Origin of the sequence: Pseudomonas sp. BN505 (assembly GCF_029873175.1) — a bacterium.
GTDB classification, from domain to species: domain Bacteria; phylum Pseudomonadota; class Gammaproteobacteria; order Pseudomonadales; family Pseudomonadaceae; genus Aquipseudomonas; species Aquipseudomonas putida.
On record NZ_SSOI01000021.1, the window covers coordinates 60,054 to 79,751 of the forward strand.

Annotated in this window: 18 protein-coding genes; 10 read left to right on the forward strand and 8 right to left on the reverse strand. The window is 62.9% G+C overall.

Features of this window, described 5'->3' with window-relative positions:
- Positions 1-101 precede the first annotated feature (101 nt).
- From E8E78_RS03855 to E8E78_RS03875, 5 genes are all read left to right on the forward strand, one after another.
- Positions 102-911, forward strand: a complete 810-nt coding sequence (locus E8E78_RS03855) for a type 1 glutamine amidotransferase (RefSeq protein ID WP_059395395.1) — start codon at positions 102-104, stop codon at positions 909-911.
- Positions 912-1,248: 337 nt separating this feature from the next.
- Entirely contained in the window at positions 1,249-2,160 is a 912-nt protein-coding gene (kdgD, locus tag E8E78_RS03860; protein WP_016499309.1) for a 5-dehydro-4-deoxyglucarate dehydratase, read from the forward strand.
- Positions 2,161-2,264: 104 nt separating this feature from the next.
- On the forward strand, positions 2,265-3,629 hold the full coding sequence (locus E8E78_RS03865; RefSeq protein ID WP_016499308.1) for an MFS transporter: 1,365 nt from the start codon (positions 2,265-2,267) through the stop codon (positions 3,627-3,629).
- Between the two features lie 79 nt (positions 3,630-3,708).
- Positions 3,709-5,262 carry a galactarate dehydratase gene (gene garD, locus E8E78_RS03870; protein ID WP_280313504.1) on the forward strand — a complete coding sequence of 518 codons (1,554 nt, stop codon included), beginning with the start codon at positions 3,709-3,711 and terminating at the stop codon, positions 5,260-5,262.
- 174 nt (positions 5,263-5,436) lie between these two features.
- Positions 5,437-7,017, forward strand: a complete 1,581-nt coding sequence (locus E8E78_RS03875) for an aldehyde dehydrogenase (NADP(+)) (protein WP_280313506.1) — start codon at positions 5,437-5,439, stop codon at positions 7,015-7,017.
- Between the two features lie 170 nt (positions 7,018-7,187).
- Here the strand turns inward: E8E78_RS03875 and E8E78_RS03880 are convergent, their stop codons facing one another.
- Positions 7,188-7,937: a FadR/GntR family transcriptional regulator gene (locus E8E78_RS03880; RefSeq protein ID WP_049275950.1), complete on the reverse strand. Its 750-nt coding sequence runs from the start codon at positions 7,935-7,937 to the stop codon at positions 7,188-7,190.
- A gap of 199 nt (positions 7,938-8,136) precedes the next feature.
- Between E8E78_RS03880 and E8E78_RS03885 the strand changes: the two genes are divergently transcribed.
- Together E8E78_RS03885 and E8E78_RS03890 are read left to right on the forward strand one after the other, a co-directional pair.
- Positions 8,137-8,787: a DUF998 domain-containing protein gene (locus E8E78_RS03885; RefSeq protein ID WP_059395397.1), complete on the forward strand. Its 651-nt coding sequence runs from the start codon at positions 8,137-8,139 to the stop codon at positions 8,785-8,787.
- Positions 8,788-8,861: 74 nt separating this feature from the next.
- Entirely contained in the window at positions 8,862-9,191 is a 330-nt protein-coding gene (locus E8E78_RS03890) for a hypothetical protein (protein WP_016499303.1), read from the forward strand.
- 45 nt (positions 9,192-9,236) lie between these two features.
- Here the strand turns inward: E8E78_RS03890 and E8E78_RS03895 are convergent, their stop codons facing one another.
- The 3 genes from E8E78_RS03895 to E8E78_RS03905 all read right to left on the reverse strand — a co-directional run bounded on the left by E8E78_RS03895 (position 9,237) and on the right by E8E78_RS03905 (position 12,488).
- A complete protein-coding gene (locus E8E78_RS03895) occupies positions 9,237-10,157 on the reverse strand; it encodes a LysR family transcriptional regulator (RefSeq protein WP_061204154.1) in 921 nt (306 codons plus the stop codon).
- Positions 10,158-10,185: 28 nt separating this feature from the next.
- On the reverse strand, positions 10,186-11,160 hold the full coding sequence (locus E8E78_RS03900) for a quinone oxidoreductase (protein WP_280313508.1): 975 nt from the start codon (positions 11,158-11,160) through the stop codon (positions 10,186-10,188).
- 113 nt (positions 11,161-11,273) lie between these two features.
- The gene (locus E8E78_RS03905; protein WP_049275954.1) at positions 11,274-12,488 is read right to left on the reverse strand and encodes a YeeE/YedE family protein; all 1,215 of its coding nucleotides are present in this window, start codon (positions 12,486-12,488) and stop codon (positions 11,274-11,276) included.
- Between the two features lie 240 nt (positions 12,489-12,728).
- Between E8E78_RS03905 and E8E78_RS03910 the strand changes: the two genes are divergently transcribed.
- A complete protein-coding gene (locus E8E78_RS03910) occupies positions 12,729-13,637 on the forward strand; it encodes a LysR family transcriptional regulator (protein ID WP_049275955.1) in 909 nt (302 codons plus the stop codon).
- On the opposite strand, the gene E8E78_RS03915 is transcribed toward E8E78_RS03910, so the two are convergent.
- The 4 genes from E8E78_RS03915 to E8E78_RS03930 form a co-directional block, all read right to left on the reverse strand.
- Entirely contained in the window at positions 13,638-14,156 is a 519-nt protein-coding gene (locus E8E78_RS03915) for a DMT family transporter (RefSeq protein ID WP_016499298.1), read from the reverse strand.
- Positions 14,157-14,383: 227 nt separating this feature from the next.
- Complete coding sequence (locus E8E78_RS03920; protein WP_049275956.1) at positions 14,384-14,965, reverse strand: hypothetical protein; 582 nt, start codon at positions 14,963-14,965, stop codon at positions 14,384-14,386.
- A gap of 158 nt (positions 14,966-15,123) precedes the next feature.
- Positions 15,124-16,416: a sorbosone dehydrogenase family protein gene (locus E8E78_RS03925; RefSeq protein ID WP_114942516.1), complete on the reverse strand. Its 1,293-nt coding sequence runs from the start codon at positions 16,414-16,416 to the stop codon at positions 15,124-15,126.
- A complete protein-coding gene (locus E8E78_RS03930) occupies positions 16,413-16,841 on the reverse strand; it encodes a DUF2231 domain-containing protein (RefSeq protein ID WP_016499295.1) in 429 nt (142 codons plus the stop codon). The genes E8E78_RS03925 and E8E78_RS03930 overlap by 4 nt, the downstream gene beginning before the upstream one ends.
- A 166-nt stretch (positions 16,842-17,007) precedes the next feature.
- Between E8E78_RS03930 and E8E78_RS03935 the strand changes: the two genes are divergently transcribed.
- Together E8E78_RS03935 and E8E78_RS03940 are read left to right on the forward strand one after the other, a co-directional pair.
- Positions 17,008-17,295 (forward strand): DUF4189 domain-containing protein, encoded by a 288-nt coding sequence (locus E8E78_RS03935; RefSeq protein WP_080983705.1) that lies wholly within the window; start codon positions 17,008-17,010, stop codon positions 17,293-17,295.
- A gap of 317 nt (positions 17,296-17,612) precedes the next feature.
- A partial coding sequence (locus E8E78_RS03940; protein WP_280337091.1) for a T6SS effector BTH_I2691 family protein occupies positions 17,613-19,698 on the forward strand: 2,086 nt, incomplete at its 3' end.

A 19,698-nucleotide genomic window follows, 5' to 3' on the forward strand; every position in this document is an offset into this window, starting at 1 on the left:
CTCTGACGAGCCGGCAGTGCTCGGAGCTTCAGGCTGCACTCAGGGCCCCGCGCCGTGCACCTGCACAACAACGACAGGCTGAACCTGTCCCAAGGTGACATATGTCCAACAGCAACATTGGCAACAAGCAACCTTCCCTGCGCAAACCCGTCGTCCTGATGACCATGGGCAGCCAAGAGCGCAAAGGCCATGACTATCAGGTCATGACCCACAAATACATCACCCCGCTGGTCGAGTTCTCTGATTGCGTCCCGGTTCTGGTGCCCACCTGCTGCGGCACTGAAGACCTCGACACCTATCTGGACATGGCCGACGGCGTGTACCTGACCGGCGCCGGCAGCAACATCGACCCGGCCCTGTACGGCCAGGAGAACGAAACCCCAGGCAAAGGCCAGGACCAGAACCGCGACCTGTTCGACATCCCGCTGGTGAAAGCGGCGATCAAGCGTGGTCTGCCGATTTTCGGCATCTGCCGTGGCATGCAGGAAATCAACGTGGCCCTGGGTGGCGACATCTACCAGAAGGTATACGCCGAGCCTGGCTTCAACGACCACCGGGAAAACCCGGAAGACCCGGTTGAAGTGCAGTACGCCCAGGTACATGGTGTGAAGATCAAGCCAGGCAGCTGGCTGCGTGACACCCTGGGTAGCGACGAAATTCGCGTCAACTCGCTGCATGGCCAAGGCCTGCGCACCCTTGGCGCCGGCATCGAAGCCATCGCCCTGGCCGAAGACGGCCTGGTCGAGGCCATTCACGCCCCGAGCATTTCGCCCTTCCTGTTCGCTGTACAGTGGCACCCCGAGTGGCAAGCTGCGAAGAACCCAGATTCGATCAAGATGTTCCAGGCCTTCGGCGATGCTTGCCGTGCCCAGGTACGCAAGGCGCAAATCAAGCGCCAGCACGCTGCCTGACCCTCAGTTTCCTCTGCTTTGATCGCGGGGCGGCGCAAGGCCGCCCCCGTTTCCCCGGTCACCCTCTGCTGGTCCCAGAACACTTCCCGTGGAATCGGGCGGCGGCTTAGTGCCTGTCTCCGCGATCGTTTTTTTCCTTCCCCACCAAGAGATACGATGACTGATTGCGGATAATCCGCCATCGGTGTCTTTTCCTTCCGTTATTGGTCGCCTGTGCTCCCTGCCTCACTGCAAAAAAATCTAGCAAAGGGGACTAGTCATCACACATGTTGTACGATAACTTACCTCCAACGCAAAACAACACCCTTCACCCAAGCGCCACAGGATGCCTACAACAATGAATCCACAAGAACTCAAATCCATCCTCTCTCACGGCTTGCTGTCTTTCCCGGTCACCGACTTCAACGCCCAGGGCGATTTCCACCAGGCTGGCTACATCAAGCGCCTGGAATGGTTGGCCCCGTATGGCGCCAGCGCACTGTTCGCAGCCGGCGGCACCGGTGAGTTCTTCTCCCTGGCCGCCAGCGAATACAGCCAGGTGATCAAGACTGCCGTCGACACCTGCGCTACCTCGGTACCTATCCTCGCTGGCGTGGGCGGCTCCACCCGCCAGGCCATCGAATACGCACAGGAAGCCGAACGCCTGGGTGCAAAGGGCCTGCTGCTGCTGCCGCACTACCTGACCGAAGCCAGCCAGGACGGCGTCGCCGCCCACGTCGAAGCAGTGTGCAAATCGGTGAAGATCGGCGTGGTGGTGTACAACCGCAACGTCTGCCGCCTGAATGCCGACCTGCTGGAAAAACTGGCCGAGCGCTGCCCGAACCTGATCGGCTACAAGGATGGCCTGGGTGATATCGAGCTGATGGTGTCGATCCGTCGCCGCCTGGGCGACCGCTTCAGCTACCTGGGTGGCCTGCCGACCGCCGAAGTGTATGCTGCCGCCTACAAGGCCCTGGGCGTGCCGGTGTACTCCTCCGCCGTGTTCAACTTCGTGCCCAAGACCGCCATGGACTTCTACAACGCCATCGCCCGTGACGACCACGCCGCCGTGGCCAAACTGATCGACGATTTCTTCCTGCCGTACCTGGACATCCGTAACCGCAAGGCTGGCTATGCCGTGAGCATCGTCAAGGCCGGTGCCAAGATTGCCGGTTACGACGCTGGCCCGGTGCGTACGCCGCTCACCGACCTCACCGCAGAAGAGTACGAGATGCTCGCCGCGCTGATGGACAAGATGGGCCCGCAATAAGTATCGCCCGCGGCCTGCCAAGTGCCGCGCCCGGAGCGGGCCAGCCCCGCTCCGGTTACAATTCGTGAGCCCGCACAAAAATAACTAGTGGGAGTATTGCCAGCATGCAAGCGACTAAAAAGACGCATGTGCGCTACCTGATCCTGTTCATGCTGTTTCTGGTGACCACGATCAACTATGCCGACCGCGCCACCATTGCCATCGCAGGTTCCAGCCTGCAGAAAGACCTCGGCATTGACGCCGTTACCCTCGGTTATATCTTCTCCGCCTTTGGATGGGCTTACGTGGCTGGCCAGATTCCTGGTGGCTGGCTGCTCGATCGCTTCGGTTCCAAGAACGTCTACGCCTTCAGCATCTTCACCTGGTCGCTGTTCACCCTGTTGCAGGGTTTTGTCGGTGGCCTGCCGGTTGCCTGGGCCGTGGTCACCCTCTTCACCCTGCGCTTTCTGGTCGGCTTTGCTGAAGCCCCGTCGTTCCCGGGCAACGCGCGCATCGTCGCCGCCTGGTTCCCGACTCAGGAGCGCGGCACTGCCTCAGCCATCTTCAACTCCGCGCAGTACTTCGCCACGGCGCTGTTCGCCCCGATCATGGGCTGGATCGTATTCAGCTTCGGTTGGGAGCACGTATTCGTGGTCATGGGTGCACTGGGCATCGTGTTCTCCATGGTCTGGCTGAAAACCATCCATAACCCGCGCCAGCACCCACGCATCAGCCAAAGCGAGCTTGAACACATCGAGCAGAACGGCGGCCTGGTGGACATGGACCAGAAGCGCGGCAACGCCGGCCCGAAATGGGGCTACATCAAGCAACTGCTGACCAGCCGCATGCTGCTGGGCGTGTACCTGGGCCAGTACTGCATCAACGCCATCACCTACTTCTTCCTCACCTGGTTCCCTGTGTACCTGGTGCAGGAACGTGGCATGACCATCCTCAAGGCCGGCTTCATCGCTTCGCTGCCGGCGGTCTGCGGCTTCATTGGTGGCGTGCTGGGTGGCGTGATCTCCGACTGGCTGCTGCGCCGTGGCAATTCGCTGACCTTCTCGCGCAAACTGCCGATTGTGTGCGGCCTGCTGCTGTCGACCACCATGGTGTTCTGCAACTACGTCGACGCCGAGTGGATGGTGGTTGGCTTCATGACCCTGGCGTTCTTCGGCAAAGGCATTGGCGCGCTGGGCTGGGCGGTGGTGGCCGACACCTCGCCCAAGCAGATCGCCGGGCTGTCCGGTGGCCTGTTCAACACCTTCGGCAACATCGCCTCGATCACCACCCCTATCGTGATCGGCTACATCATCAGCGCCACCGGCTCGTTCAAGTGGGCGCTGGTGTACGTGGGTGCCAACGCCCTGGTAGCGGTGTTCAGCTACCTGGTGATCGTCGGCCCGATCAAGCGTATCGAGCTGCGCGAAGATGCCCCAAAGCCACAGGCTGAGCCTGCCGCCAACGGCGAACTGGCCAGCTCGCGTCACTGAGTGAACACGCCCGCACCGGGGCAACCGGTGCGGGCGGATGTACAAAAAAGCCTGAGAACCTGACAAGTAGGGCCCAAACATGCAGTTGATCGAACATTCCGACTCGCCCCGCTACGTCCGCCTGCACCACGACGATAACGTCGTGGTGGTGGTCAACGACGGCGGCCTGGGCGAAGGCGCCCGCTTTGCCGACGGCCTGACCCTTGTCGAAGGCGTGCCTCAAAGCCACAAGGTGGCCACCGTGGCCATCGCCAAGGGCGAGCCCGTGCGCCGCTACGGGCAAATCATCGGCTACGCGCTGGAAGACCTGCGCCAAGGCAGCTGGGTGCAGGAAAGCCAGCTGGCCATGCCGGCCGCGCCCGAGCTGGACAGCCTGCCGCGCTGCGACGCTGTCCCTCAACCGCTGCCGCCGCTCGAATGCTTCACGTTCGAAGGCTACCGCAACGCCGACGGCACCGTCGGCACCCGCAACATCCTTGGTATCACCACCACCGTACAGTGCGTGACCGGCGTGCTGGAGCATGCGGTCAAGCGCATTCGCAGCGAACTGCTGCCCAAGTACCCCAACGTCGATGACGTGGTGGCCATCACCCACAGTTATGGCTGTGGCGTGGCCATCAACGCCCGCGATGCCTACATTCCGATCCGCACCGTGCGCAACCTGGCGCGCAACCCCAACCTGGGTGGCGAGGCGCTGGTCATCAGCCTCGGCTGTGAAAAGCTGCAAGCCGGCCAGGTGATGCACGACAACGACCCGTCGGTAGACCTGAGCGAACCGTGGCTGTACCGCCTGCAGGACGCCAGCCTGGGCTTTGTGGAAATGATCGAACAGATCATGGAACTGGCCGAAACCCGCCTGAAGAAGCTCGACCAGCGCCGCCGCGAAACCGTACCGGCCAGCGAATTGATCCTTGGCATGCAATGCGGTGGCAGCGATGCGTTCTCGGGCATCACCGCCAACCCGGCGCTGGGGTACGCAGCCGACTTGCTGGTACGCGCCGGCGCCACCGTGCTGTTCTCGGAAGTGACCGAGGTGCGCGACGCCATCTACATGCTGACCTCGCGCGCCGAAAACCAGGAGGTGGCCGGTGCCTTGATACGTGAAATGGACTGGTACGACCGCTACCTGCAGCAAGGCGCCGCCGACCGCAGCGCCAATACGACGCCGGGCAACAAGAAAGGCGGCCTGTCCAATATCGTCGAGAAGTCGCTGGGGTCGATCGTCAAGTCCGGCAGCGGCGCCATCCAGGGCGTGCTTGGCCCGGGCGAGCGGGTAATGCGCAAGGGCCTGATCTTCTGCGCCACCCCGGCCAGCGACTTTGTCTGCGGCACCCTGCAGCTGGCCGCCGGCATGAACCTGCATGTGTTCACCACGGGCCGAGGCACGCCCTACGGGCTGGCCATGGCGCCGGTGGTCAAGGTGTGCACGCGCAGCGAACTGGCCCAGCGTTGGCCCGACCTGATCGACATCGACGCCGGGCGCATCGCCACAGGCCGTTCGAGCATCGAAGAACTGGGTTGGGAACTGTTCCATTACTACCTGGACGTGGCCAGCGGCCGCAAGCAGACCTGGGCCGAACAGCACCGGCTGCACAACGACATCACCCTGTTCAACCCGGCACCGATTACCTGATGCCAAGGATTCACTCTTTTTCCCGGTATTTCGCGTCCTCTGTAGGAGCGGGTTTACCCGCGAACACCGGCAAGGCCGGTGCCATACACCGCGTTGGATTCTTCGCGGGTAAACCCGCTCCCACAGCCCATGCGACTACCCCCCAGATTTTTTTCAGCCAACAGGAGCACCCCAATGCCTGAAATCCTCGGCCACAACTTCATCGCCGGCCAGCGCAGCGCCGCTGGCCCACAGCGCCTGCAGAGCCTGGACGCCAGCACTGGCGAAGCCCTGCCCTACAGCTTCGCTCAAGCCAGCGAAGCCGAAGTAGACCAGGCCGCCAAGGCCGCCGCTGCCGCCTTCGCTGAATTCCGCCAACTGGCCCCGGCTCGCCGCGCCGAATTCCTCGACGCCATCGCCGCCGAACTGGATGAGCTGGACGACGCCTTGGTCGCCATCGTCTGCCGCGAGACCGCCTTGCCCGCTGCCCGCATTCAAGGCGAGCGTGGCCGTACCAGCGGCCAGATGCGCCTGTTCGCCCAGGTGCTGCGCCGTGGTGACTTCCTCGGTGCGCGTATCGATCTGGCCTTGCCCGAGCGCCAGCCGCTCCCGCGCGTGGACCTGCGCCAGATGCGCATTGGCGTCGGCCCGGTCGCCGTGTTCGGCGCCAGCAACTTCCCGCTGGCCTTCTCTACCGCCGGTGGCGACACCGCTGCTGCACTGGCCGCTGGCTGCCCGGTAGTGTTCAAGGCGCACAGCGGCCACATGGCCACCGCCGACCTGGTGGGATGCGCCATCGTACGCGCCGCCGAGCGCACCGGCATGCCCAAGGGCGTATTCAACATGGTGTTCGGTGGTGGTGTGGGCGAATGGCTGGTCAAGCACCCGGCCATCCAGGCCGTCGGTTTCACCGGCTCGCTCAAAGGCGGCGACGCCCTGTGCCGCATGGCCGCCGAACGCCCGCAGCCGATTCCAGTGTTCGCCGAGATGTCCAGCATCAACCCGGTCATCATCCTGCCAGCCGCCCTGGCCAAACGTGGCGAGGCCATTGCCCGCGAACTGGCCGGCTCGGTATGCATGGGCGCCGGGCAGTTCTGCACCAACCCGGGGTTGGTGATCGGCCTGCAATCGCCACAGTACAGCCAGCTACTGGCCGACCTTGGCCAGCACCTGGATCAGCAGGCCGGGCAAACCATGCTCAACGCGGGTGGCCTGCGCAGCTACGTTGGCGGCCTTGAGCACCTGCAGGCCCATACCGGTATCGAGCACCTGGCCGGCCAGGCGCAGGAAGGCAGCCAGGCCCGCGCCCAGCTGTTCAAGGCCGATGCCCGCCTGCTGGTCGAGTCTGACCCGCTGCTGCAGGAAGAAGTGTTCGGCCCTACCACCGTCGCCGTGGAAGTGCGGGACGACCAACAACTGCGCGCCGCCCTGCTGGGCCTGCGTGGCCAACTGACCGCTACCCTGATCGGCGAAGCGGAAGATTTCGAGGCCTACGCCTGGCTGGTGCCGCTGCTGGAGGAGAAGGTCGGGCGCATCCTGATCAATGGCTACCCGACCGGTGTCGAAGTATGTGATGCCATGGTCCACGGCGGGCCTTACCCTGCGACCTCGGACGCCCGCGGTACCTCGGTGGGTACCTTGGCCATCGACCGCTTCCTGCGCCCGGTGTGCTACCAGAACTACCCGCAGGCCCTGCTGCCTGAGGCGCTGCGCGATGGCAACCCGCTGGGGCTGCGCCGGCTGGTGAACGGGCAATGGAGTGATGAGGCGATCTGATCGAGCGCTTGAAACAAGAAAGCCCCGCACATGGCGGGGCTTTTCTTTTGGCTGTGCCGGCCTCTTCGCGGGTAAACCCGCTCCCACCGGGTTTGCACAATTTTCAGCCTTGTGGTGATTCTGTGGGAGCGGGCATGCCCGCGAAGAGGCCGGTACAGGTCACAAAGGCCTCAGACCCCTTGCGCCTCAGCCTCTTCATGTACTTGACGCAAGCGCTCCCGGCTATTGCTCAGGTGCATGCGCATGGCCATCTTTGCCCCTTCGCTGTCACGCCGGGCGATTGCTTCATAAATCGCCTCGTGCTCATGCCGCAACCGGCTCATGTAATGCGCCTGGTCATCACGGGCCAGCCGCGCCGAATTCACCCGGGTACGCGGGATGATGCTGGTGCCCAAGTGGTTGATGATGTCGGCGAAGTAGTGGTTGCCGCTGGCCTGGGCAATGCGCAGGTGGAACTGGAAGTCCGCTGACACCGCATCATTGGCATGGGCCGCCCCTTCGTTGAGTTCGTCCAGCGCCGCACGCATGCCCGCCAGCTCTTCATCGCTGCGCCGCTGCGCCGCCAAGCCTGCCGATTCGATTTCAAGGGCAATACGCAACTCCAGCACCGCCAGCACTTCACGCAGGGTGACCACAGTCGCCGGGTCGATGCGAAAGCCCCCCGACGCCGGCGCGTCCAGCACGAACGTGCCGATGCCATGGCGGGTCTCGACCTGCCCGGCGGCCTGCAGCCGCGAGATTGCCTCACGCACCACGGTGCGGCTGACGCCCTCCTCGACCATGATCTGCGATTCGGTCGGCAGCTTGTCGCCACGCTTGAGCTGGCCACTGCGAATGCGTTCGGTCAGCACTGTGACCAGTTCCTGGGCCAGACTACGCGGCTTGCGCCGGGTCCTTGCCTGTACCTGTTGCTCTGTCATTGCCCTGTATTTCACCTAGAAAGACAGCGCTCATCATAGCGCAAGCAGTTGTACGATCACATACACCCGGTGCGGTATTTCTTGCTCTCCCTCGCAAGCCACGCCTATGAAACAGCCGGCGCAAGTGCTGGCCCAGAGGCCGCGCAAGCCTGTACTGTGCGCCTTTTGCGCTCACTCATCCATGGAAGGAAAATGCCGCATGAAACCCCTCGACCGCCTATTGCTCGCCAGCGGCCTGCTGATACCCCTCTGGTTGCTGGCAGGTGTTTGGCTCACCGCCCAGGCTTACCCCGGCTATAACCACCTGCAACAGGCCATGAGCCAGCTCGGCGCCGTAGGCGCGCCAACCCACAGCTGGTCGCCACTGGTAAACAACTTCCCACTGGCCGCGCTGTTCGCGCTGTTTGCCTGGGGCCTGGCGCGGCGCTGGCGTGGTTCGAAACTGGCAATGCTGAGTGCAGCCCTTGTCTTACTTCATGGTGTCGGTAGCCTGGGCACCGGCTGGTTCCCCTGTGACCAGGGTTGCACACCGGCGCAGCCGTCCACCTCACAGCAACTGCATAACCTGTCCGGCCTGCTGATGTTCCTCTCGCTGACCCTGGCCAGTGCCCTGTGGGCGTGGCTAGGCAATCGCATTGCCGGCTCGCGGGCCTTTGCGCTGTTTTCCCTGGCCTGTGTGGTACTGGCGATCATTACCGTCGCGCTGATGGGCCAGGCAGCGCAAAACGGCCAGTTATTCGGCCTGTATCAACGCCTGAACTATGGTGTGTCGGTGATCTGGGTTGCCAGCCTGGCCTGGGCAAGCCTGCGCACACCAGCGGACAGCCCGCTGCGCATGGCGGTGATCTGACGGCAAATTGCTGGCCCCCAGCATCGGAAAGCGAAGGCAAACTCCGTTTTTCTTCAGATGCTTAGGACAGCAACATGCGAGTATTTCTAGCAACGATGGCCGGTTGCTTGCTGGCCACGCTGGCTTTCGGCGCCCAGGCCCGGGCGCTGAGCCAGAATGATCGCCACACCTGCGGCTGGGGTGCGCAGATAGCGGCCGAGGCCCAGCAGGCCAAGCTTTCCGGGGTGACCCTGTATGCCACGCGCAAGAAGCTGCAGGTACGCAAATTCCCCAAACCCTGGATGCGCATGACCGCCTTCGGTATTACCGAGCAGACTTACAACAGCCGCTCGCGGTTGAAGCCTGCAGCGATCAAGCAAACTTACTATGAGCAGTGTGTTCAGCATGCGGTAGCCAAACGATAATCTATTATTTATCAGAAGGTTATGCGTTAAATTTGCATAAGAGTATCAAGACCGCCACGGTGCCCCGGCCCGGAAGCGGTCTTCGAGCCAGGCCTTGAAAGCGCCCAGGGCCGCAGTGTTCAGCCGAGCGGTCGGGCGTACCAGGTAAATGCCCGCTGCCACGTCCAGCTGCCATTGCGGCAGCACCCGTACCAGGCGGCCGCTGGCCAGGTCCTCACCCATCAGCCAGTCCCCGCCGGCAAGAATGCCCACGCCGCGCCGCGCCGCCTCCAGCAATGCCTCATTGTCGTTGCTGCGCAGGCTGCCGGCGACTTTCACATTCACCTGCCGCTCACCGCTCATCAGGCGCCATTCAGGAAATGAACGTAAGCCACTGAAACACAAACAATTATGATCAATCAATTGTTCAGGCTGTACCGGTACGCCATGCCGAGCGAGGTATTCGGGCGACGCACACAGGATGCGCCTGTGATCGCACAGTTTCCTGGCCACCAGGCGGTTGTCCACCAGCTCGCCAATGCGGATGGCGGCATCGAAACCCTCGCCGATCAGGTCGACAAAACGGTCGGCATACTCGGCCTCCACCGTCACCTGCGGATAGGCCAGCACGAAGTCGGCCAGCATCCCGCTCAACCAGCGCCGCCCCATGGCCGCCGGCAATGCCAGGCGCAAGCGCCCGCGTACTGTTGCCGCACCCTCGGCAGCTTCCTGTTCCGCCTCGGCGATCAGCCGGTTGGCCTCGCGTACCTTGGCCACCAGCCGCTCGCCTTCATCGGTAAAACGCAGCTGCCGCGTGCTGCGCTCCACCAGGCGAATGCCCAACCGCGCCTCCAGCGCACTCAGGCGCTTCGACAGCACCGTGGGGTGGCGCTCCAGCTGCCGCCCGGCAGCGGCAAACGAGCCCTGCTCGTGGAGGGCCAGCAAGGTGGCAAGTTCATCGGCGCGGCGACTGGCGAAGGCATCCATGGCTATGCTCGGTGGCAGGGTTCGGGCATCAGGCAGTAAGGACCAGCGCGCCCTCCGACAGCCCTTGTTCCAGGTCCCGATGGGCCCTGGCCACTTCGGCCAGCGGGTAGCGACGCCAGACCCGAGGCTGGATGATACCCTCGGCGACGGCTGCCAGCACATCGGCGGCGCGCTGCTGGTACTCCTCTACCGTGCGGGTATGTGCCGCCAGTGACGGCCGGGTCAGGTACAGCGAGCCCTTGGCATTGAGCGTGGCCACCTCGATCGCCGCCGGCGCACCGGAAGCGCCCCCGAACGACACCAGCAGGCCCCGCACCCGCAGGCTGTCCAGCGAAGCTTCCAGCGACACCTTGCCGACACAGTCATAGGCCACATCCACGCCCTGCCCCTGGGTCAGCTTGCGCACATCGCTGGCCAGCGTTGCCGCGTCGAACACCAGCACATGGTGGCAACCGGCCGCCTGGGCCCTGGTCACACTTTGCGGGCGTGATACCACGCCGATCACCGTCGCCCCGAGATGCCGCGCCCAAGGCGCCATCAGCTGGCCCAGGGCACCGGCGGCGCCGTACAACAGCACTTGGGTACCCGGGCCCACAGCGTAGGTGGTTTTCAGCAAGTACTGCGCCGTGATGCCTTTGAACAGCACCGCTGCTGCGGCCTCGTCCTCCAGCTGCGGCGGCAGCTTGACCAGCCGTTCGGCCGGGAACAACCGGCCGCTGGCATAGGCACCGACCGGCCCCATGGCATAAGCGACCCGGTCCCCCACCTGCACGTTGTATATCCCATCACCGACGGCAGTGACTCGCCCGGCGCCTTCCAGCCCCAGACCGGAAGGCAAGGCCAGAGGGGCACCGCCCTTGCGCTGCAACAGGTCCAGCGGATTCACGCCCATGGCTGTCTGCTCCAGCCAGACTTGGCCGGGCCCCGGGGGTTGTGCTTGCACGTGTTCAGGCTGCATGACGTCGGCACTGCCGGTGCAATTGAGAGTGATACGGGTAGCCATGTTCGAATCCTGCTGGATGGGTGTTCGAGTCAGGCTAATCAGGTGGGAAAAGTTGAACAATCAGGCGAGGTGCAGATGATTTCTGCACCTCTTGCAGCAATTCACTCGGTGCTTCAGCAGCCCGTCAGCACCGCAGGGCGCCGCTCACCGGCGAAAAACAACGGGCGCAGGCGCACGCCGATCAGGTTGCCTGTATAGGCCGCCACCAACCAAAGCCAGCCATGCACGCTGCCCGAGGCAATGCCACTGAAGTACGCGCCGATGTTGCAGCCATAAGCCAGGCGCGAACCGTAGCCCAACAGCAGGCCGCCGATGACCGCGGCGACCAGCGACGGCAGCGGAATTTTCAGGCTTGGCGCAAAGCGCCCGGCAAGGCCGGCCGCCAGCAGCGCACCCAGCACGATGCCCAGGTCCATCACCGTGGTGATGTCTTGCCACAACGGCGAGGCCAAAGCCTTGGCATTGGCCGGCGCCTGCCAGAACACCCAGCTGCCGACATCCACGCCCAGGCCGTTGAGGGTTTTGGCACCCCACAAGGCGAAGGCGGAAGTAATGCCCCACGGCCGCCCCGCCAGCGCCAGGGTCGCGTAGTTGAGAAGTGCCAGGGCAATTGCGCCCCACAGCAACGGCCAAGGGCCACGCAGGAAGCGACGCATACCCTGGTGTTCGCTGGCAACTGGCGCTTCCAGCGCGCCGTGTCGGCGCTTTTCCAGCACCACTGTAGCCCAGGCGATCAGCCCGAACACTGCCAGGCTCACCAGCAGCGCCGGCCCCACACCCCAGGCCTGCACGATCGAGGTTGCCGGGAACGACGGCAAGGCAAACCACCAGTCAGCGTGATGGGTGGCGGTTACAGAACCGATGATGAAGAACAGCAGGGTCACCAGCATGCGCGCATTGCCACCGCCAACGGTGAACAGCGTGCCCGAAGCGCACCCGCCGCCCAGCTGCATGCCGATGCCGAAGATGAACGCACCGAACACGACCGAGACACCCGCCGGGGCCACCAGGCCAGTGACCGGGTTGCCGAACAGGCTGCCATCTGACAATGCCGGGAAGAACAGCAGCACCGCCAGGGCCAGCATGACCATCTGGGCACGCAAGCCCGCGCCTCGTCGCTCGTTGATGAACACCCGCCACGCCGAGGTGAAGCCAAAGGCGGCGTGATACAAGGTCAGGCCGAGCGCTGCACCGATCAGCAGCAGCAATACCTGCTTGAAGCCGGCATTCAGATTGAGGAACCAGGCGCCAGCCAGCAGTAAAGCCATGGCGATCAAAGGGGCGCCGAGGCGACGCGGTTCGGGTGTGGCAGTTGCAGAAAGACCCATCGGAGTACTCGGATAACAGTAAAACGGACCGGGAGTATAACCCCAACGGTCAACGCGAGCCTTGGGGGAGCGGCCTTGCGTCGCGATGGGGCGCGAAGGGCCCTCCGCTTTTAACCTCCGTAGCAGATATCGTCGGGGCCGCTTTGCGGCCCATCGCGACACAAGGCTGCTCCCACAACGACTGCGCAAGGCTTGTTAAGCTAATAAACACCGCCGGAATTGACCAAGGCTATTCACCCCATGGATGAACTGCGCAAGATCGATCTCAACCTGCTACTCGCCCTGCATGCCCTGCTCAGTGAAAAGCACGTGACCCGGGCCGCCCTGCGCCTGCACCGCAGCCAACCCGCCGTTAGCCACGCGTTGGCGCAACTGCGCAAGCACTTCGACGACCCCTTGCTGGTACGCCAAGGCGGCGGCATGGCCCTCACCGCCCGTGCCCAGTCGCTGGTAAAACCGCTACAGGACGCCTTGAGCAATCTCAACGGCCTGCTGGCCACCCCACAGTTCGAGCCAGCCAAAGCCCAGCGCCGTTTCCGGCTGTCGCTGTCCGACTACTCCTCGCGCATCATTCTGCCGCCCCTGCTGCGCCACCTGCGCCAGGTAGCACCCGGGGTGGACCTGGCCATCAGCCAGGCCAGCCGCGAAACCATGCTGGCGCAACTGCTCGATGGGGAACTGGACCTGGCACTGGGCCTGTTCCCCGAGCTGCCTCAGGACATCACCGCCCAGCCCCTGTTTGCCGACCATTTCATCAGCGTTGCCGATCGCCAAGTGTTGCCCCCCAGCGGCGGCCTTACCCTTGAAGACTGGCTGGCACGCCCGCATGTGTTGATGGCCATGCGCCCCGATGCCTTCGACGAGATCGAGCGTGCGCTGGCCGCCCAAGGCCTGCGCCGCCGTATTGCCTTGGCCTTGCCACACTGGAGCGCGGCAGTAGAGGTACTTGCTGGCACCGACCTGATCCTGACAGTAGCCAGCCGCGCAGTGGGCTCCTTGCGCCAGCACAAGACACTGCGCCAGTTCAGGCCGCCCCTGGCCATCCCCTCGTTCGACTACCAGCAGGCCTGGCACAGCCGCAAGGACAGCGACCCCGGGCACCGCTGGCTGCGCGAAACCGTGTGGGCCTGCAGTCAGCCGGGGCGCTGATCAGCCCTCTGGCTGCTTCACCGCAGTGATTGCACTGGTCGCTGGCGCCGTCGACCAGGTGCCTTGCACCAACAGTACGCCGCACAGAATCAGCACTACGCCTGCCACCCTGGCAAGGCTCAGCGGCTTGCCTCCCAACCCCATCACCCCGAAGTGGTCGGCAAGCACCGCTGTTATGATCTGCCCCGCCACCACCAACACCAGGAACCCCGCCGCGCCCAGCTTGGGCGTTAGCGCTGCAGCACCAGCCACATACATTGCCCCCAGCACACCCCCAACCCACAGCCACCAAGGCCCCTGCAGGGCTTTGCCCAGGTCTGGTACCGGCACCCTGAGAATCAGCAGTGCGGCGATTACCACCAGCGAACTCACCGTCAACGAAGTGAATGCCCCCCACAACCAATGCCCCAGGGCACGGCCAACGGCGGCATTACCCGCAGCCTGGAACGGCAGCACTGCCCCAGCAAGCAACGCCAAAGCAAAGGGAAGCACCAGAAGGCACAGCGTTTTACTGAACATGGCAGCCCTCATTACTCAAAATGTTCAGGCAATGATCGAAAATTCTCTCCATTGATGGAAATTGAACGTATGCACGTGGATTATTCGTCAGGCGCATGTTCGCAGTGGTTGCGATTCGCTCGCGATGAGGATTTTTGCGTGCTCGGGTCGCCTACAACATCCGCCGTCATGCAAGGCATCACGACGGATTCACGTACGGGCAACCCGTAGCCTGTCTCAGGAAATGCTCAGCGGGAGGTTTCGACGCGCAGCACTTCGGTAAAGATCGCATCGACCGTCTGGCCGACCTTGAGATTCTTCATGCGTGCCTGCAAGTCCGGGTTTTCGACCTTGACCACCTGCAACTTGCCCTCGGGTGGCAGCAGGCTCACTTCATGCGTCTTGAGGTCGATCTTCTTGATCTGCGAGGTGACCCGGACCTGGCGGAATGCCTCTCCGCCCGGGTTGGGGTTTTGTGCAGTGGCGCGAATGGTGCCGGATTCCTCGCTGGCCTTCGGCGCCCCACCCACATCGGTGTTGAGCACATAAGCCACAGCGCGGGTAACGAAGATATCGACCTGGTCCCCAACCTTGAGGTTAGGCAGAGCCTTCGCGTTTTCCGTAAGCTGGAACGTCACATCTTTCTTGTTATCAGGGCCTTTTACCGTGACCTGGCGGTTGGCCAGGTCGATGGCTGTGACCTGCGTGGTGACATGGCTTTCCAGTGCCTCGCTGGCAATCGGAATATCGGCAGCGTGCACCGTGAAGCTGGCAGCGGATGCCAGCGTGGCCAGGGCAACAGCACGAGCGAGTGAGCGAATCGGATTCATAGACCTGCTTCCATGTGATCAACCAGAAAAGGGCGCGAATGGTTCACGCGCCAACAAGCATAGACGTTGCCCGCCACCCTGCCGGTGCCATCACCTCGCCGGCTTTTTCGCGGATGAACCCACTCCCACAGGGGAGTGGATTTGGGCCAGACCAATATTCAACGGTTACGCGTCACCCGCCATACCGTATTGGCCAGGTCATCGGCAATGATCAACGCCCCGCGCGGGTCCACGGTCACCCCCACCGGCCGCCCACGCGTCATGCCATCCTCATCGCGAAAGCCCGTGGCAAAGTCGATTGGCTCACCTGCCGGACTGCCATTGCTGAACGGCACGAATATCACTTTGTAGCCAACCGGATCGGGCCGGTTCCAGCTGCCGTGCTCGCCCACGAACACTCCGTCGGCAAACTCCTTGCCCATTGCCGGGATCGAGAAGTCGACACCCAGTGCAGCCACATGCGAGCCCAGGCTGTAGTCCGGCTTGATCGCCGCAGCCACCTTGTCCGGGTTTTGCGGCCGCACCCGATCATCTACATTCTGCCCCCAGTAGCTGTAAGGCCAACCATAGAAGCCACCTTCGCGCACCGAAGTGAGGTAGTCCGGCACCAGGTCGGGGCCCAGCTCATCCCGCTCGTTGACCACCGTCCACAACTGCCCGGTCTGTGGCTGAATGGTCAATGCCGTCGGGTTGCGCAAGCCGGTGGCATAAGGCCGGTGCGCGCCGGTTTCGGCATCGACCTGCCAGACCATGGCCCGATCAATCTCTACCTCCAGGCCGCGCTCGGTGATGTTGCTGTTCGAGCCGATTCCCACGTACAGGTAGCGACCATCCGGGCTGATCGTCAGCGCCTTGGTCCAGTGGTGGTTGATCTCGGCCGGCAGGTCGGTGACCTTGGAGGGCGGGCCGTCGGCCTGGGTCTGGCCTTCCTTGTAGTCAAAGCGCACCAGCGCATCCTGGTTGGCCACATACAGCTTGCCGTTGGCGAACGCCAGGCCATAGGGTGCATTGAGGTTTTCCGCGAACACGGTCTGCACCTCGTAGGTGCCATCGCCGTCGGCATCGCGCAACAGGGTCAGGCGGTTACCACCCTTGACCTGCGTATTGCCCTTGGCCTTGATCTGGCTGGCGATCACATCCTTGGGCTTGAGCTTGGCCGCGCTGCCACCCCTGCCCTCGGCCACCAGAATATCGCCATTGGGCAGCACCAGGCTCTGCCGCGGAATCTTCAGGTCAGTGGCAATGGCCGTGACGCTGAAACCCTCCGGCACGGCCGGTTTCTGCTCGCCCCACGCAACCGGCTGCGCAATCTTCATGCTCGGCAGCAGCCCGCGCTGCGGATCGGGCAGCTTCGGGTCCGGCCCATGGGCCTGGGTAGGCTCGCCGTCACCCCCACAGGCACTCAGCAACACCGCCATGCTCAATAAGCTCAAGGCATGCAAAGGCTTCATGCTGCACCTCCCGAACGCAGGTTGCTCAAGCCGGTCCAGGCAGCCACCACCGAGAGCACGGTCACGATCACCGACAACACCAGCCCCGAGGGCATCACCGCCCAGGCGTCCTTGGCGTGCTCGAACGCATTGATCAAGCCGAGCACCCAGGTCACCAGCAGCAGCACGAAGTACAGTGTGGCGCGCCCGCCCTTGCGTTCGGCGCGGATCAGGTTGGCCAGCGCAAACAACAGGGCTAACCCGCAGAACACCAGGCCGCCGGCGATCAGCCAGGCGGCGAAGTTGCTCCACTGGATCTGGTAGCTGTTGAAGTAGGCGATATCGCTCAGCAGCGCGCCAAGGAACAACGGGACACTGCCTGCCAGCAATAGGGCGTGCAGCGGGCTGGGGGTACAGCGGTAGAGGGTTTGGTCAGTGGCGGTCACAGTGCCTCCTTTTCATTCAGTGACCCAGGGGGCTGATGGGCTTGCGCCATCAGGTGAGCGCAGGGTGCGCTTAGCAAAGGAGCCCCGTCACGACGCGATAGTTCACCGCTTCGCTACAATGAAATATCCTGCAAGGCATTTGCTGCCAAGCGCAGAAGGGGAACACGTGAGCAGACCAAACGCATCCTGGGCCCTGACCACCCTGCTCGCCCTCAGCCTGGCGCTCACCGCTGGTTGCTCCAGCAAAGGCAGCAAGGCGCGGTACGCCACGCCTGCGGTAGGCTCCAACTGCTTCGCCAAAGCCGTACCCACGACCGGCGAAGGCGGCCTGGCCTGGGGCAATACCCTGAGCATTGCGCGGCAAAAATCCATGAACAATTGCATACGCTATGCCGGCCGCTCGGGGGGCGCACCCCAAACTTGCCAAGTAGTGATGGCCAAGTGCAAGAACTGAAAGTTTAAAGACCGCCTAAAATGCAAGACAACTCCTACAGCAAAGGTCAAACTTTCCACTTATAAACCACACTCGCGAAACACAAAAAACATTCAAATAAAATATTACACTTTCAGCCTCGACCAAGAAGGAGAAATCGAGGCATTGTCTGTCGCCTGAGCCGTAACAAGCGGAACGTTTTTTTCATCTTCTAAAACAAGGAAGATATTTCCTACAGCATTAGCCTCAGCCAACTCCCTTCCAGTCGTTATTTGCACTGGAACAGGCCGTTCTACGCGTTTGGTCTGAAAAGACTGCTCTCTGAGCAAGGAACTCGCATGAGCAATGCTTCCGTTAGCAGTGCCACCTCCGGCCCTGCCTGCAGCGCACGCATCCCCATCCTGCCGGTGCGCTATGCCATCGTGCCACGCACCGGCGACACGCCCGCCTGCCGTTATGCCAGTGCAGGTTTCAATTTGGAACAAGGCTTCGCCCCCCTGCAGCACTCCGCCTACACCCTGCGCGCCTTGCGCCCGGGCTATGTCTACGTGTTCATGAAAGGCCCGACGGGTGAAAAGCTGGTCATCCATGAGTACGTTGGCGCGGGCCTTTACAAAGAACTGAGTTACAAAGGGTTGGAGAACTACCACCTGCGTGATCGCTACCTCTCCAGCCGGAGCATGGGCTGGGTATGGGCCGATACCTGCCCCGATACCGCCAAGGAGGTGTGGATCGGCTACAGCCCGCACCTGTGGACCAACGCCGTGACCGCCCGCATCACCGGCTCATCAGCCCTGCGCAAACGGCACATGCGCCAGCTGGACATGGCCGAACTGATCGCCGGCAATCAGGCGCCGTCCACCCAGCCCCATGTGTTGCCGGTCAGTGCCCTGCAAACCTGGGTCGAAGACTTCAAGCCAACCGAACGGCGCATGCCGCTGACCTGGAGCAGCGACCCGGTCACCGAAACCTTGCCTATCGGCAACCTGGTCGCCGTGGCGCGTCACTACCCCTGGACCCAACCGAAGGTACCGGTGGTGGTAGCACTCGCCGACGCCGAAGGCATGGCCCTGGACCTGAGCCTGTCGGTCTCGGCCTACCAACATCAAATGCGCGACCTGATGCCCGCCGAGCAACTGGCACACACAAAACCCGCGCAACCTCCCGAGCAGGAACGCGTGCCGGCGTGCTACCGCCTGGATGCCGAGCAACTGAGCGTGCAAAGCCGCGATTTCCACCATCGCAACCTGGTGGGCATGCTGCTGAACAAGACGCTGGAAAGCATGTACCCGGCCGATGCGCCTTCACCTGAACTGGCCGCCTTCAGGCTTGGCACGGAGCGGCGTGGCCCTGCGCTGTCTGCGGCCGAGTCACATTTCCAGGCCCTCACCCATCAGGATTACTCCCCCCACGGCGCGCGCCTGGCGCGGCGCATCGATAGCGCCAAATACCGGCATTTCCTCGCCGAGCGCGATGAACTGGAACGGCGTATTGCAGCCCTGCGCAACCTGGCCTTGCAAGCCAGCAATGATCATGACGCCTGGCTGGCCACTGCCGAATCGCAACATATCGACAACCCCTACAGCCTGGCAGCCGCGCTGGCGTGTTACGACCGCGACGAACGCACCTCCGCCCGCGGTCTGGAAATCTCGCTGGCTTTGCTGATTCACCCGATGGGCCAGCCGACACCCGGCACCGAAGAGCATGACCGACGCTTCAAACGCCTGGAGCAATGGCTGGACCAGCACGACAGCCCGCTGTACACCGCCTTGGCGCCGTTCAACCCGTTCAAGGACAAGGCGGATTCGACCGGCTCTTTGTTCGGCGCCAGCGACAACGTAATCGAAGGATTGGCGGGTCGCTTCCCGGCCATGGCCGACATCACCGACCTTACCGCCCAGGCGGTCAATACCGTAGTGCTCAAGCGCCTGCATGGCCAGACACGGTGGGATGCCAGTCATGGCCTGCGTCAGCAGGTGCTGTTGGCGGCACGGGAGGCGAATGCCGAGAAGGCGTTGGGGTTGTTGGCAGCGCGCTATCGAATCACCGAACAGGCCATCACGGAAAATCCATTTAGCCAGGAGGCACAGAAGTATTTGAAGAGCGGTATGGCGCAGGTTGAGGAAATGAAACAACTGCGCATCTCGGGTAGCCGGACAATATCGATAGAACTGACCACCACTGCGCGAGTGAAGCCCAACTTTCTCGGGTTGCTCACCTCGGGCGGTGGCGGTGGTTTGAACGCGGGGATGCTGTGGTTCAACATCTTATCGCTGAAGACGGCCTATAACAGCCTGCAAAAGAACGATGCACCGGAATACACCTTGGGCTTTGCTTCATCGATTTTCGGAGTGATCGGTGCAGCGGCGGCGACGATGGTCAGCGTGCGAGCAACGCAGAAGGCTGTAATGCTGAAATTGAGTC

What these genes read in the sequence shown, in the direction of transcription:
- E8E78_RS03855 (WP_059395395.1), top strand. Translation starts at nt 102, where the DNA reads ATGTCCAACAGCAACATTGGCAACAAGCAACCTTCCCTGCGCAAACCC.
- kdgD (WP_016499309.1), top strand. Translation starts at nt 1,249, where the DNA reads ATGAATCCACAAGAACTCAAATCCATCCTCTCTCACGGCTTGCTGTCT.
- E8E78_RS03865 (WP_016499308.1), top strand. Translation starts at nt 2,265, where the DNA reads ATGCAAGCGACTAAAAAGACGCATGTGCGCTACCTGATCCTGTTCATG.
- garD (WP_280313504.1), top strand. Translation starts at nt 3,709, where the DNA reads ATGCAGTTGATCGAACATTCCGACTCGCCCCGCTACGTCCGCCTGCAC.
- E8E78_RS03875 (WP_280313506.1), top strand. Translation starts at nt 5,437, where the DNA reads ATGCCTGAAATCCTCGGCCACAACTTCATCGCCGGCCAGCGCAGCGCC.
- E8E78_RS03880 (WP_049275950.1), bottom strand. Translation starts at nt 7,937, where the DNA reads ATGACAGAGCAACAGGTACAGGCAAGGACCCGGCGCAAGCCGCGTAGT.
- E8E78_RS03885 (WP_059395397.1), top strand. Translation starts at nt 8,137, where the DNA reads ATGAAACCCCTCGACCGCCTATTGCTCGCCAGCGGCCTGCTGATACCC.
- E8E78_RS03890 (WP_016499303.1), top strand. Translation starts at nt 8,862, where the DNA reads ATGCGAGTATTTCTAGCAACGATGGCCGGTTGCTTGCTGGCCACGCTG.
- E8E78_RS03895 (WP_061204154.1), bottom strand. Translation starts at nt 10,157, where the DNA reads ATGGATGCCTTCGCCAGTCGCCGCGCCGATGAACTTGCCACCTTGCTG.
- E8E78_RS03900 (WP_280313508.1), bottom strand. Translation starts at nt 11,160, where the DNA reads ATGGCTACCCGTATCACTCTCAATTGCACCGGCAGTGCCGACGTCATG.
- E8E78_RS03905 (WP_049275954.1), bottom strand. Translation starts at nt 12,488, where the DNA reads ATGGGTCTTTCTGCAACTGCCACACCCGAACCGCGTCGCCTCGGCGCC.
- E8E78_RS03910 (WP_049275955.1), top strand. Translation starts at nt 12,729, where the DNA reads ATGGATGAACTGCGCAAGATCGATCTCAACCTGCTACTCGCCCTGCAT.
- E8E78_RS03915 (WP_016499298.1), bottom strand. Translation starts at nt 14,156, where the DNA reads ATGTTCAGTAAAACGCTGTGCCTTCTGGTGCTTCCCTTTGCTTTGGCG.
- E8E78_RS03920 (WP_049275956.1), bottom strand. Translation starts at nt 14,965, where the DNA reads ATGAATCCGATTCGCTCACTCGCTCGTGCTGTTGCCCTGGCCACGCTG.
- E8E78_RS03925 (WP_114942516.1), bottom strand. Translation starts at nt 16,416, where the DNA reads ATGAAGCCTTTGCATGCCTTGAGCTTATTGAGCATGGCGGTGTTGCTG.